The organism is Paraburkholderia metrosideri, from assembly GCF_904848625.1.
Classification (GTDB): Bacteria; Pseudomonadota; Gammaproteobacteria; order Burkholderiales; family Burkholderiaceae; genus Paraburkholderia; species Paraburkholderia metrosideri.
Genome location: NZ_CAJHCP010000008.1, coordinates 208126 through 222022 on the forward strand (window position 1 = coordinate 208126; position 13897 = coordinate 222022).

General features: G+C 61.7%; 10 protein-coding genes. 1 reads left to right on the plus strand and 9 read right to left on the minus strand.

The annotated features are described in order from the left end of the window. Window positions 1-25 precede the first annotated feature (25 nt). The 8 genes from LMG28727_RS19345 to ugpQ all read right to left on the minus strand — a co-directional run bounded on the left by LMG28727_RS19345 (window position 26) and on the right by ugpQ (window position 9990). Window positions 26-1375, minus strand: coding sequence for a sigma-54-dependent transcriptional regulator (locus tag LMG28727_RS19345; protein WP_201644131.1), 1350 nt, complete (start codon window positions 1373-1375; stop codon window positions 26-28). A 23-nt stretch (window positions 1376-1398) separates the two neighbouring features. Beyond that, window positions 1399-3399 (minus strand): sensor histidine kinase, encoded by a 2001-nt coding sequence (locus tag LMG28727_RS19350; protein WP_201643910.1) that lies wholly within the window; start codon window positions 3397-3399, stop codon window positions 1399-1401. A 51-nt stretch (window positions 3400-3450) separates the two neighbouring features. After that, entirely contained in the window at window positions 3451-4731 is a 1281-nt protein-coding gene (locus LMG28727_RS19355; RefSeq protein WP_201643911.1) for a dicarboxylate/amino acid:cation symporter, read from the minus strand. A 363-nt stretch (window positions 4732-5094) separates the two neighbouring features. After that, a complete protein-coding gene (locus tag LMG28727_RS19360; RefSeq protein ID WP_201643912.1) occupies window positions 5095-6165 on the minus strand; it encodes an ABC transporter ATP-binding protein in 1071 nt (356 codons plus the stop codon). 21 nt (window positions 6166-6186) lie between these two features. After that, complete coding sequence (locus tag LMG28727_RS19365) at window positions 6187-6978, minus strand: ABC transporter permease (RefSeq protein ID WP_201643913.1); 792 nt, start codon at window positions 6976-6978, stop codon at window positions 6187-6189. Beyond that, window positions 6975-7913, minus strand: a complete 939-nt coding sequence (locus LMG28727_RS19370) for an ABC transporter permease (protein WP_201643914.1) — start codon at window positions 7911-7913, stop codon at window positions 6975-6977. Before LMG28727_RS19370 ends, LMG28727_RS19365 begins: the two co-directional genes overlap by 4 nt. A 108-nt stretch (window positions 7914-8021) precedes the next feature. Next, on the minus strand, window positions 8022-9134 hold the full coding sequence (locus tag LMG28727_RS19375; RefSeq protein WP_201643915.1) for an ABC transporter substrate-binding protein: 1113 nt from the start codon (window positions 9132-9134) through the stop codon (window positions 8022-8024). A gap of 85 nt (window positions 9135-9219) precedes the next feature. Then, entirely contained in the window at window positions 9220-9990 is a 771-nt protein-coding gene (ugpQ, locus tag LMG28727_RS19380) for a glycerophosphodiester phosphodiesterase (RefSeq protein WP_201643916.1), read from the minus strand. 419 nt (window positions 9991-10409) lie between these two features. Between ugpQ and LMG28727_RS19385 the strand changes: the two genes are divergently transcribed. Continuing rightward, window positions 10410-11180 carry a DeoR/GlpR family DNA-binding transcription regulator gene (locus LMG28727_RS19385; RefSeq protein ID WP_201643917.1) on the plus strand — a complete coding sequence of 257 codons (771 nt, stop codon included), beginning with the start codon at window positions 10410-10412 and terminating at the stop codon, window positions 11178-11180. A 125-nt stretch (window positions 11181-11305) separates the two neighbouring features. Here the strand turns inward: LMG28727_RS19385 and LMG28727_RS19390 are convergent, their stop codons facing one another. Next, a complete protein-coding gene (locus LMG28727_RS19390; RefSeq protein ID WP_201643918.1) occupies window positions 11306-13564 on the minus strand; it encodes a TonB-dependent siderophore receptor in 2259 nt (752 codons plus the stop codon). Window positions 13565-13897 lie beyond the last annotated feature (333 nt).

Consider the following 13897-nt stretch of genomic DNA (forward strand, 5'->3'; position numbering starts at 1 on the left):
ATTACGCCGCCGGCGCACTCAATCCTCACCGCTCCCCTTCCCCTTTGGCCGCCAGGCCATATCGCTTGATCTTCTCGTAGAGTGTCGCTTTACCGAGTTGCAGATTGTCCGCCGCGACGGCGACCACGCCGCCTGCCTGCTCCAACGCCTGCGCGATCATCGCCCGTTCGAATTGCTCGACGCGCTCCTTGAGCGGCTGTGTGGCAGCTTCGTCGGCAGAGAAAGACATCACGGGGTCGTCTGCGATACCGAGTACGAAGCGATCGGCGGCATTGCGCAGTTCGCGCACATTGCCGGGCCAGTCGCGCTGCGTGAGACTCGCGCGTTGCCGGTCGGTGAGGATCGGCGCCGGACGCTGATAACGCACCGCCGCATCCAGCAGGAAATGTTCGAACAGCGGCACGATGTCTTCGCGACGCTCGCCCAACGGCGGCAACGCAATCGTCACCACGTTCAGCCGATACAGCAGGTCACGCCGGAACGAGCCGTCCGCGACATGCTCCGCCATATCGCCTTTCGCCGCCGCCACCACGCGGCAATTCACGCGAATCGGCTGATTCGAGCCGAGGCGTTCCAGCACGCCGTCCTGCAACACGCGCAATAGCTTGACCTGCAACGCGAGCGGCATGCTCTCGATCTCGTCGAGAAACAGCGTGCCGCCCGACGCATGTTCGAGCTTGCCGATCCGGCGTTTCGCCGCACCGGTGAACGCGCCCGGTTCGTAGCCGAACATCTCCGATTCGAACATCGGCTCCGGCAGCGCACCGCAGTTCACCGCGATAAACGGCTTGTCACGTCGCGGCGACAACTCATGCAGACTACGCGCGATCAACTCTTTGCCCGCGCCGGTGTCGCCATTGATCAACACGGACGCATCGGTCGGCGCGACATTCGCGATCAGCCGGCGCACCTGCTCGATAGCCTGGCTGCGGCCGATGATCCGCGGCGCCACCGTGTTCTGTTCAGCCAGTTCGCGCCGCAACGCTGTGTTCTCAAGCACCAGCTTGCGGCGCTCCAACGCGCGCCGCACCGTTTCTATCAGACGTTCGGACGCAAACGGCTTCTCGATGAAGTCGTACGCGCCGTCGCGCATCGCCTGAACAGCCATCGAAATATCGCCGTGCCCGGTGACCAGAATCACCGGTACGTCGGGCGCACGCTCATGGCATTGCGCGAGCAGATCGAGACCGCTCGCACCGGGCAAACGAATATCGCTGACAATCACGCCGCAAAATTCCGCGCTGATCATCTTCGCCGCCGATTCCACCGACGCATGGCCGATCACGTCAAAGCCCGCCAGTTGCAAACTCTGCACGCTGGCGCGCCGCACCAGTTCATCGTCTTCGATATACAGCACTTGCAGGCCGTAGCTCATGTCGTTTTCCATCTGATTCTGATTCATGGACCCGTAGTCAGCGGGTCCGATGTGTGGCTCGTCTGCACGCGCGCGCGACGCAGCGTCAACACGAATAATGCACCGCCGTCCGGCCCGTTGCGCGCCACGAGTGTGCCGCCGCAATCGCGTGCAATCGACGAAGAAATCGCGAGCCCAAGGCCAAGTCCCTGCCCCATCTCTTTGGTTGTGAAGAACGGCTCGAATAAACGTGGCAGCACGTCGTCGGGAATGCCCGGGCCGTTGTCGCTCACCGCAAACGACAGGCTCGACTCGCCGGCTTCGATCTCGATCACAATGCGCGGCGCGCTCATGCCGGCGGTTGCGTCCAGCGCATTGCCGAGCAGGTTGATCAGCACCTGTTCGAGCCGCAGATCGTCGCAATGCGCAACCAGTTCGGCATGGTCGTCGGCGAGACTGAGCGGGGTGCGCGCGCCGCTGCTCGAATCGAGCAACGCGTATTCGATTGCAATACCCTGCAAGCGCTTTTGCAGCAAGCCAACGACATTGCGCAACGCCCGCATGATCGGCGCGCGCGCACTACGCGGCCGCGCCCGCCCGACAAACAGCTTCAGTTGATTGGTGATCTTGCCCATACGCTCGGTGAGCGCGGCAATCGCTTCGAGATTCTCGCGCGCCGACACCTGATCGCCACGTTCGAGAAACACGCGCGTGTTGTCTGAAAAACTGCGCAAAGCGGCGAGCGGCTGATTCAACTCATGCGTGATGCCGGCCGCCATCTGACCGAGCGCGGCGAGTTTGCTCGCCTGAATCAATTCGTCGTGCGCGGCGCGCAGTTCCTGCTCGGCGCGCGTGCGCTCGGCGACTTCCTTCTGCAACTGCTCGTTGGCTTCGGACAGATCGGCGGTGCGCTCGGCGACGCGCCGGTTCAATTCGGCATAGGCTTTCTGCAGCAACGCGCGGCTGCGCATCACCTCGCGCACGCGCGCGCGGCGCATCCGCCAGTAGAACGCGAGCAGGACGAGCGACACGTAGCCGAAGCCCGTGACGATGGTCGCCTTGCGCGCATCGGCGTCGACTGGATCGACGGTCGACATCGTGATCAGATGCCAGTCCGGCTCGCCCATGCTGCGGCGCGACGCGAGATAACGCGGCGCATAGCGGCCGCCGCCGATCCGCACGATCTGCGCATCCCCTTCAAGCGTGCGCTCGATCGTCACCGGCAGCGCCGCAATCGGCTGTTGCGCGTATTGCCGCGCCTGATAAATCGAATCGGCGACCGGTCCCGACAAAGGCCGGATCGTGTGATATTTCCACGCCGGCACCGACGACAGAAAAATCACGCCATGGTCGTCGGTGACGACCAGCGGCTCGGACGCGTCGACACCCTGAAACCATTCCAGATCGAGTTTGACGACCGCCACGCCGACGATCTTGCCGTCGCGCCGCACCGGCTGCGAGATGTAGTAGCCCGGCGCCTGCGAAATCGTGCCGATGCCGAAAAAGCGGCCCACGCCGCCGTTGATCGCGTCGAGAAAATACGGCCGGAATTGATAGCCCGCGCCGACAAAGCTGCCTGGACCGCGCCAGTTGCTGGCGGCGACGCAGTAGCCGTCGAGCGAAATGATGTACGTGACCGTGGCCCGCGCGTGCAGGTTGAGGTCTTCGAGGTAGAGATTGGCGCGCTTGACGTTGGCCGGGCTGGGGTCGACCAGCACGTCCTGCACGATCGGATGCTCAGCCAGCAGATAGGGCAGCGATTCGTAACGCTCGAGCGTGCTCTTAAGCGCACTCGTGGTGCGGTCGACCCGCACGGCAGCGTTGCGCCGCAAGTTGTCGACCCCGCTCTTCCACGCAATGCTGTAAGTGAGTCCGCACGCCGCCGCGAGCCCGGCAACGAGCACGAAGAGGATCAACAGGCGGCGGGTCACGTTGGCAATGTCCGATCGGTCAGGATCGGACATTGTGGCATAAGGCGGCGCGCCGTCGGCCTGAGCTTCCGCCGTGGATCGCACCAGAGGTTCAGGTGCGGACACCGGTTTCATACGCTGGTGTCCGCAGTCGGGGGAGGACAGGTATTGAAGCCCGGGCGCGGCTTAAACGCCGGCCGACTCTTTGACCGCCACCTCACCGCGCAACGCGGCATTCAGCTTGCTGCGGTCCAGTTCCTTTTCCCATGCCGACACCACCACCGTCGCCACGCCGTTGCCGACGATGTTGGTCAGCGCGCGGCACTCGCTCATGAAGCGGTCGATACCGAGAATCAGCACCATGCCCGACAGCGGAATGGTCGGCACCACGGCCAGCGTCGCGGCCAGCGTGATGAAGCCCGCACCCGTCACGCCGCTGGCGCCCTTCGAGGTCAGCATCGTCACGGCCAGCAGCGTGAGCTGCTGCGTCCACGTGAGGTCGGTGTTGGTCGCCTGCGCGATGAACAGCACGGCCATCGTCATGTAGATGTTGGTGCCGTCGAGGTTGAACGAATAGCCGGTCGGCACCACCAGACCCACCACGGAACGCGAGCAGCCGAGCTTTTCGAGCTTCAGCATCAGTTGCGGCAGCGCAGCTTCGGACGAGCTCGTGCCGAGTACGATCAGCATCTCTTCCTTGATGTACGCGACGAAGCGCAGGATGTTGAAGCCCACGAAACGCGCAATGATGCCGAGCACCACCACCACGAACACAATCGACGTCAGATAGAACGTGCCGATCAGCTTGAGCATCGGCAGCAGCGAACCGATCCCGTACTTGCCGATGGTGAACGCCATCGCGCCGAACGCACCGATCGGCGCCAGCTTCGTGATGATGCGCACCACGCCGAACAGCACATGCGCGAAGCCCTCGATGAGGTTCGTCACGACCTTGCCCTTCTCACCGGCCGTCGCGAGCACCGAGCCGAACAGCAGCGCGATCAGCAGGATCTGCAGAATTTCGCCCTGCGCGAACGCCGACGTGATCGTGTCCGGAATGATGTGCATGAAGAAGTCGACGGTCGACTGGCCGTGCGCCTTGGCGGCATACGATGCGACGGCCTTGCTGTCGAGCGTGGCCGGGTCGATGTTGAAGCCCGCGCCCGGCCGCAGCACGTGCGTCGCGACGAGGCCGAGCACCAGCGCGAAGCTCGACACGATCTCGAAGTACAGCAGCGCCTTGCCGCCCACGCGCCCGACCTTCTTCATATCTTCCATGCCGGCGATACCCGTGACCACCGTGCAGAAGATGATCGGCCCGATCACCATCTTGATCAGTTTGATGAAGCCGTCGCCGAGCGGCTTCATATCGATGGCGAGATCCGGGTAGAAATGCCCGAGCGCAATACCGATGATGATCGCCACGATCACCTGGACGTACAGCACTTTGTGGATAGGTTTCTTCACGATGGTTCCTGCTAGGGGGATGAGCTCAAGGCCTGTCACATTGCGCATCACGCGAACGAATAGTCGTCACGCTCGTGCACGGCATCAGACCGCGACAAGACGACGAATTCAGAAATACCGGGAAGGGAAATCAGACATCGTTGTCTCCTTGCTTTAGTTGTCGGACCGTTGCGGCCGCGATATCTGTTTTGCAAGGTCAATGCCAGCTGCATGCCGCCATTAGCGCGTTGATTTTTATAGGCTTTTTATCGCGCCGTCGCGAATGACGTCCGGGATTCCGGAAATCCGGACAAGGGCTGTCGGGGAATCCGGAATCGAGTTGGCCGTGAGCTACGGGAAAACCCGGCCAACTTCTGATCAGGCTTAAACCGCGCCTTCTTCCAGCACCAGCAGATTCTCGTGCGAGAAACCGAGCGACACCGGCTGCCCTCTTTCCGGAAGGCCGCGATTCGGATCGTTGAATACGTCGAGCGAAATCACCGCATCTTTTACGCGGGTCCTGATGCGCACCACGGCGCCCAGAAAATTCACTTCTTCGACGGTGGCGTTCAACGTGTTGCGCCCAGGTGCGGCGGGTTCCAGCACGATTGCCTCGGGGCGCAACGCGAGCAAGCGCTTCTTGCCTGCGTCGTCCGCCGGCAGTTCCTGGGTGGTGGTGAGTTCCTGACCGTCGACAGCCATCCTGCCGGTCGCCGGATCGATCACGTGTCCCGCCAGAATATTCAAGGTGCCGACGAACGACGCGACAAACCGTGTGCGCGGATAGTTGTAAATCTCCGATGGCGAACCGATCTGTTCGACCCGCCCTTCGTTCATCACGACGATGCGGTCGGAAATGGACAGCGCCTCTTCCTGATCGTGCGTGACGAAGATCGACGTAATGCCGAGTTCACGCTGCAACGCGCGAATATCCTGGCGCAGTGAGATACGGATTTTGGCGTCGAGCGCGGACAGCGGTTCATCTAGCAGCAACACCTGCGGCTTGCCGGCCAACGCTCGCGCCAACGCCACGCGCTGCTGCTGTCCACCCGACAGTTGCCACGGATAACGCTCGCCGAGCTGCGGCAGCTTGATCAGATCGAGCATCTCCTGGACACGCTTGCCGATCTCCGCCTGCGACTGATGCGCGATCTTCAGCCCGAAGCCGATGTTCTCCGCCACCGTCATGTTCGGAAACAGCGCATACGACTGGAACACCATGCCGACCTTGCGCTGCCGCGTGCGCAGGTGCGTGACGTCTTTGTCGTCGAGCCGGATGATGCCGCGCGTCGGTGTTTCGAAGCCGGCGATCATCCGCAGCACCGTGGTCTTGCCGCAGCCGGAGGGGCCGAGGAACGTGATGAACTCGCCGCGCTCGATCTGCATATCGAAGTGATGCAGCGCCGTGTTCGCACCGAAGGTCTTGTGCAGATTTTCGATTTCAAGGAATGCCATGATTCTCGCTGCCTGAGTCCGTCAGATTTTTTGCGCGCTCAATGCGCGGGCCGAACCGAATACCTGAATCAGTCCCATCGACGCCCACGTGATCGCAAACGCAATGATCGCGAGCGCCGACGGCTCATACGCGCGATTCGCGCCGATCAATTGCAGATATGGACCGAACGCAGGCCGGTCGAGCAGACTGGCTATCGTGAATTCGCCGATGACCACCGCAAACGTGAGAAACGCACCGGACAAAATGCCCGAGCGGATATTCGGGAAAATGACCTTGAAGAGAATCGTCGGCCAGTTTGCGCCCAGGCATTCGGCGGCTTCGGTCAGCGAACGCACGTCGACGGCACGCAGACCGGCATCGACTGCGCGGTACATATACGGCAGCGATAACGTCACGTAACCGAACACGAGTAGCAGATCGGTTGCGCGCTCGTTGCCGGTGAGCGGCAGAATCGAACTGCTGTTATAGATGCGCAGATAGCCGAACACGATCACGATTGCCGGCACCACCAGCGGCAGCAGCGTAATGAATTCGACAACCGGCCGCAGCTTCGGCAAACGCAACTGCACCCAGTACGCCGTCGGCACCACCAGCAAGATGCCGATCACGATCGTCAGGATGGCGATCAGAATCGAATAGCCAAACGAGGCCTGAAAACGCGGATCGGACAGCACGACACGATAGGCTTCGAAGCTATACGCGCCGCGCTTCATCCGCAAACTGAATTCGAACGTTGCGATCAACGGAATCAGAAAATACAGCGAGCCGACGATCACCGCGGTCCAGGCGCCCACCCGCGACTGACTTTTCATCGACGCCCCCTTTCCGAGCGCGAACGCAACCAGATGTAGCCGCCGTTCGACAGGCCCGTGACGACCACCATCCCTAATGCAAGCGCGTAACCGAGATTCGGGTTATGCATGACGTCGCCGCGAATCTGCGCGAATAGCAGGATCGGCACGATGTTAAGCGAGCTACCCGTCAGTGCGTAAGCGGTAGCAACCGCGCCGAATGAATTGGCGAACAGCAGCAACGCTGCGCCGAGAATGCTCGGCAACAATACCGGTAGCGCGACGTATCGCCAGTATTGAAACGCCGTGCCGCCGAGGCAATCACAGGCTTCGCGCCATTCGCGCTTCAGCCCGTCGAGCGCGGGCGTGACCATCAGCACCATCAATGGAATCTGGAAGTACAGGTAGGTGATCGTGAGACCGGTGAAACTGAGAATGCTGAAGCCGGTCGAGTACAGATTGAAGCCGAGATATTTCTTTAGCAAAACGGTGACGAGGCCGACTCGCCCTAGCGTGCAGATGAAAGCGAACGCGAGCGGCACACCGGCAAAGTTTGAAGCGACGCCGGAAAACGTCATCAACGTAGGACGAATCCATCCGGGCAGCTTGCCCTGCACCGCCGCCCATGCGAGCAGCGAACCGATTACCGCGCCGCCCAACGCGGAGGCAGCGCTGACCTTGAAGCTGATCCAGTACGCGTCGAGAATCGTCGGCTGGAGCAGGTCGCGAAGGTTGGTCAGCGTGAAGTGGCCTTGCGCATCCTGGAATGCGCCGACCATCAGGAAGCCGGTCGGCAGAATCAGGAACATCAGCGCGAACACGAAGAACGGCACCACGCCGATCCATGCGAGTAACGGTGACGCACGCCCCGGACCGTCGACACGAGGCGTTGGACCGGGCACAGTCGGAATCAGCAATTCCGGCTGCACCGACCCGGCATCCGATGAAGCGCTCATAGCTCACCTTTGCAACAATCTGGCTCAAGCCAATACGCGCCGCCCGGGAATGAGCGGCGCGCACGACAGCAAAAACATCCCGCCACGGTCAGACGCGCCGACCCGGGCTTACTTGACGTTCGCGCCCACGGTTGCGTCCCATTGCTTCGTGATGGTCTCCTTGTACGCGTCCTGTTGCGACAGCGTCGGGAATACCACGTTTTTGTACGACGACGGCGGCGGCAACTTGTTGAGCAACTCCTGAGGTACCTTCTTGCCTGCTACGAGTTCGTTGTAACGCATCGGGTGGCAATAACCGGTCAGCCAGCCAATCTGACCTTCATCGGAGTACAGGTACTCCATCCACAACTTGGCGGCATTCGGATGCGGTGCGTACGCACTGATCGCCTGCACATAAACACCGGCGACCACGCCCGTTTTCGGAATCACCACCTGCACCTTCGGATTGCCCTTCAGCGTGTCGCGGTCGGCCAGCGCGTTGTAATCCCAACGCACGATGATCGGCGTCGTGCCCTGAGCGAGCGATGCGGCCTTGCCGATCACCGGCACGAAGTTGCCGCTTTTATTCAGATCGGCGAAGTATTTGAGGCCGGCTTTATCTGCCTGACCGGCATCGCCTTTGGCTTGCGAAATACCGGCTGCATAGACGGCCTGGATGGCCTGATTCGCGGTGCGCGGATCGCCCGCCAGCGAGACCGCATTCTTATAGTCCGACTTGAGCAGATCGCTCCAGTCGGCAGGCGCCTTGTCGATCATGTCGGCGTTCACTTCGAATGCCAGCACGCCGTAGTAATCGCCATACCAGTAGCCGTCCGCGTCTTTCGATTCTTTCGGGATCGAGTTCCACGTCGCGACCTTGTACGGTTGCAGCAAACCTTCGGCCTTCGCGGTCGGACCGAACGACAGGCCGACGTCGATCACGTCGGGCGCCTGCGGCCCTTTGTTGCCTTTGTTCGCCTTGATGGCTTCGATTTCGTCGCCGGAACCCGCATCCGGATTCAGCTCGTTGATCTTGATGCCGTACTTTTTCTCGAAGCCCGCGACCAGTTGACCATAGTTGCACCAGTCGTGCGGCAACGCGATCACGGTGAGCTGGCCTTCCTGCTTCGCTGCCGAGATCAGCGCGTCGAGCGGCGCCGCCGATGCGCTGCCGACCCCGGCAGCGGCGACACCCGCAGCGGCCGACATCGAAAGTATGCGAGCTAACGCGGTGCGGTTCATAGTCTTCCCCATCCTTTGCCGAAATTGCTACGTTTGGAAAATGTCTGATTTGAACAACCGCGCTTGCCTCGTCGTTTGCCTCGTTTCAGGCAGGATCGGCCAGCGCGGACAACATGTCATGCGGCAAGATATCAAGGCGATCGGTACAGATCATGTCGACACCCCATTGCGCGAGCAGTCGCGCGCGCGCCGGGTCATTCACGGTGTACGCCAGCACGCATAGTCCTTCTGCATGAATCTGCGCGACCAGCGGCTCACTCAGATAGCGGTGGCTCGCATGCAACGACACGCACTCCAGCTCACGCACGATACGCAGCCAATCCGTCGGCACTTCTTCGAATAGCATGCCGCGTTGCAGCGACGGCGCGGCGTCGCGCGCGGCGGTGAGTGCGTCGAATGAAAACGATGAGAGGAGCGGCGGCGTTTGCCCTTGCCACAAGGTCGACGCGCGTTGCGCCACCAGCGTGCCGGTGATCACGTCCCGGCCCGGACACGGTTTGATTTCAATGTTGGCGGCGATGTTGTCGCGCTTGCAGCGTTGCGCCGCTTCCGCAAGTGTCGGCAGACGCGTACCGTCGAATTGCTGACCGCGCCAGGCGCCCGCATCGAGCGTGGCGAGTTGCTGCCAGCTGTGCTCCGCGGCGGCGCCGTGGCCGTTGGTGGTGCGATCGAGCGTGTCGTCGTGCAGCAGGAAGACTTCGTTATCGGCGGAAAGCTTGGCGTCGAATTCGACCATCCGGTAGCCATAGCGCATACACGCGTCGAAACCGGCCAGCGTGTTCTCCGGCGCGAGCGTGCCGCCGCAGCGATGCGCGACCAGTCGCGGGTAAGGCCATCGATCAATCCCGTTTGCCACGTCTCGTTACCTTCCTGATAAAGCGGTTGGTTTTGTTCTCGACACGGTTGCGGCTGCCTTAACGCATCGGGCTATCAGGCAACCGCGATGCATAGCGAATTCAGGCGTCAGATACTACGTGCGAGACCCGCGCGTAGTATCGCGCGTTTTCCCGCACCTATCGCGTGGATACCGAATCTATGCTGCAAGATCTTTGTCAGGATGACGAAGCTGACCACGCGCTTCATCGCGCGAGAGAACACGCGCAATGTTTGATTTGCGAAGGCTAAAATGAAATACACAAAGTTGCAAGCTGCCAAAAAAATACAACACAATCTGGCGAAAACGGTACGCTTGACATCGTTCGGACACACATCCATGTCCACGATGCAGCTATCGATTCGAACGCTTCACCGCGCGTCTCCTTGAGGGAAAAATGCATGTGGCAGGAAGACCGTCATCAGAGAATTCGCGCGTTGCTGTCCACGCTGCAACGTGTGTCGACCGAGCGGATCATGGCGGACCTCGGGGTCTCGCGTGAAACCGTGCGGCGCGACCTGCTCGATCTCGAAGCACTCGGCGAACTGCGTCGCGTGCATGGCGGTGCGATCAGGCCCGCCGACGAAGCACCAATTGCCGAACGCGCTCACCTGCGCGTCAAAGCCAAAACGGCGATCGCGAAAGCGGCGGTCGGTTTGATCGCAAGCGGCCAGACGCTGTTTGTCGATGCGGGCACGACCACGGCAGCGCTCGCCGAAGAACTGGCGAAGCTGGCCAATCTGACCGTCGTGACGAATTCCATCGACGTCGCGCTGAAAATGCGCGGCGTGGCCGAACAGGCCGACGCGGCCAACGAAGTCATTCTGTTGGGCGGATCGATCGGCGACCGCACGATGGCGACGACCGGCGCAACGACCGTGCTCGACATCCACCGTTATCGCGCGGACCTGGCGCTGCTGTCGCCGGTCGGAGTCGATCACCGGCATGGTGCGACCAGTTACGATCACGCGGAAACCGAAGTAGCGCGCGCGATGGTTGCGAATGCAGATCGTGTCGCCATCCTCGCCGACTACAGCAAGATCGGCCAACACAGCCGTATTTCGTATTGCGCGGTCGACCGGATCGATGTGCTCGTCACGAATAAAAAGGCGGTCGAAGCCGCCGATTTTGCCGCACTGAAGAAGACGCTAGAGGAGGTTGTTCTGGCGTAGACGCAAAGCTATGTTTGCGTAGATCTTTGGTTGACCGCGCGGCGCGCTGACGAAGACTGGATGTCGAGGACACCCAATCTCCCTGTCACGCAATTACGCGACGACGACTGCGACGGCAACCGCACTTACCAGTTGTACCTCGCCGAAGCGATCACCGTACGCGGATTGCCGTAAATGCACACGCTGGCCGACTGGCAACCGCCCACATAGGTACGGTTGAAAATATTCGACGCGTTGACCGCGAACCGCCAGTCGCGTGTGTCGTAGTGCACGGCCGCATCGTAGAGCGTGTAGCTCGGCACCGAAATCGAGTTGTCCGATGCCCCCGCCGCCGAGCTTTGATACCGCACGCCCGCGCCGAAACCGAGCCCTGCGAGAACGCCCGTGTGCCACGTCCAGTCGGCCCACAGCGACGCCATCTGACGCGGACGCGGAATGTCGACCGGCCACTTGTTCAGCGAATCGTCGTTCGCCACGACGTTCTTCACGTCCTGATAGACGTACGCCGCGATGATCGACAGATTGTTCGTCACCTTGCCGACCGCACTGAGTTCGATGCCGCGCGAGCGCACCTCGCCGGTTTGCACGTAGGTGCTCAAGGTCGGGTCCGCGAGGTTAGGCGTTGCGACGTTGGTCTGGTTGATCTGATAGATCGCCGCATTCAGCATCAGGTTCTTGCCGGGCGGTTGCCAGCGTAGACCCGCTTCGATCTGACGCCCCCGGGTGGGCGCAGCAATTTCGCCACTCGCCAGGTTCACGCCGAGCAGCGGATTGAACGAGGTCGAATAGCTGATGTACGGCGACAAACCGTAGTCGCCGAGGTACGTCACGCCGACCCGTCCGCTGAACGCGTGATCGCTCTGCGTCTGCTGCGTGCCGCCAACCAGATCGTTCTGCGTCGTCACCGACCAGTCCTGACGGCCACCCGCGGTGAAGACCCAGCGCCGCCACTTGATCTGATCCTGCAGATACACGCCGAACGCGTCCATCGAACTCTTGATGTCGGTGCGCGGATACGCGGCATCCGTCGAGAAAATCGCCGGTGTCACCGGCGTGTAGACCGGATTGAACAGGTTCAGGTCCGGCGCGAGCGCGAGTGACTCGCTGTCAGTCGTGGTCTGGCGGTTGTACTCCATACCGACCAGCACCGTATGTTCAAGCTCGCCCGTGCGGAAGTTCGCCTGCGCCTGATTGTCGACGTCGAAGCGGTTGTAGTTGTACCGGAAAATCCCTGCATAACGGGTCAGCGACGCCATCGTCGGATCGGCGTCGTCGAGACCGCCGCCGTACACCGACCAGTCGTCGGTCGACAGGTGCATGAAGCGCGCGCTTTGCCGCACGGTCCAGATGTCGTTGAACTGATGCTCGAACTTGTAGCCGACCGATGCCTGTTTCTTTCCGTACTTGTCGAAGCCCGGATCGCCGACGTAGAGATCGGCCGGAATCTTGCCGTTCGGGTTCGGCAACACCGTGCCGTAGACCGGCAGGAAGTTGCTCGCCGTGTCGGTCCAGTCCTGCAGATAGGTCGCGTACAGCGTGAACGAAGTGGCCGCACTCGGCTGCCATTTAATCGACGGCGACAGCGCCACACGTTGATCGGCCTTCGGCCCAACCTCGACATTGCCGTCACGCGCGACGCCCAAGACGCGGTACGACAGCCGTCCGTCATCACCGATCTTGTCGCCGATATCGAAGGCGATCTGCTTGCGCGCATAGTTGCCCACCTGCACTTCGACCTCGCGGATGCGCTCGCCATTCGCGAGCTTGCTTTGCACGTCGACGATCGCGCCCGGATCGCCCTGCCCGTAGAGCACCGAGGTCGGGCCGCGCAACACGCTCAGGCTCTCGATCATGTACGGATCGACACGCCAACTGGCCAGATTGATCGTGTTGGGCACCGACAGGCCGTCCACGAACAGCGTCGGCGTGAAGCCTCGCAGCGCCGCATACCAGTCGGAGCGATTGTCCGAACTGTAGGTGGAGAAACCCGGCACGTAACGCAGCGCCTGGTTGATGTCCGTCGCACGCGTCATCTCGATCTGCTGCGCGGTGACCACGTTGATCGTCTGCGGCGTTTCGTTGATGGGCGTATCGGTCTTGGTCCCGGTGACGCTGCGGCGCGCGACGAGACCGACGGTCGCGTCCTTGTCGGTATTCCCCGACACCGCGATCGCGGGCAACGTGTTGGCGCTCGCGGTTGGCTGGGTCGTGGCGCTGCCTGTTTGTTTAGCCGACGATGGCGGCGACTGGGCCGGCCCTGGCGATTGAGCTGACGGCGGCGATTGCTCCGCCTGCGCATAAACGTGGCTCGTCGCCGCTGCATAAAACGCCATCCCCGCGGCGGCCGAAATCGCGCGCACGCGCGTGCTTGTTGCCCACTCCATCTCTCGTTGCTCTCCACTAGTGTGCGGCTGCCATCCCGGCGAGCCTTGTTCGGGGGACACCGGCCGGGCGGCCGTCGCTCCCCTCGTTCTCGGGTTGTTATCGCTTCGCTTCCGACGTGCGGCTGGCTTGCGCCACACACGTTGTGATCTCCTTCCGGCCATCTTCCCAATCGGTCTCCAGGACGCCGCTGTTTCCGCCGAAAAAGCGCGCACGCAAGCACGCGCCTGCGAGTCGCAGGGCTCGCAGCGGCTTCTCTAAAAACCAGGGGACGCGCCGGTCAGGGCGCTATGAGGATGCGGGGCGGTTCATGCCGCGCCCGTCGTGGCGTGAAG

Bases quoted from the DNA above. Each gene is read 5' to 3' on its own strand.
- LMG28727_RS19345 (WP_201644131.1), bottom strand. From the start codon at position 1,375: ATGAGCTACGGCCTGCAAGTGCTGTATATCGAAGACGATGAACTGGTG.
- LMG28727_RS19350 (WP_201643910.1), bottom strand. From the start codon at position 3,399: ATGAAACCGGTGTCCGCACCTGAACCTCTGGTGCGATCCACGGCGGAA.
- LMG28727_RS19360 (WP_201643912.1), bottom strand. From the start codon at position 6,165: ATGGCATTCCTTGAAATCGAAAATCTGCACAAGACCTTCGGTGCGAAC.
- LMG28727_RS19365 (WP_201643913.1), bottom strand. From the start codon at position 6,978: ATGAAAAGTCAGTCGCGGGTGGGCGCCTGGACCGCGGTGATCGTCGGC.
- LMG28727_RS19370 (WP_201643914.1), bottom strand. From the start codon at position 7,913: ATGAGCGCTTCATCGGATGCCGGGTCGGTGCAGCCGGAATTGCTGATT.
- LMG28727_RS19375 (WP_201643915.1), bottom strand. From the start codon at position 9,134: ATGAACCGCACCGCGTTAGCTCGCATACTTTCGATGTCGGCCGCTGCG.
- LMG28727_RS19385 (WP_201643917.1), top strand. From the start codon at position 10,410: ATGTGGCAGGAAGACCGTCATCAGAGAATTCGCGCGTTGCTGTCCACG.
- LMG28727_RS19390 (WP_201643918.1), bottom strand. From the start codon at position 13,564: ATGGAGTGGGCAACAAGCACGCGCGTGCGCGCGATTTCGGCCGCCGCG.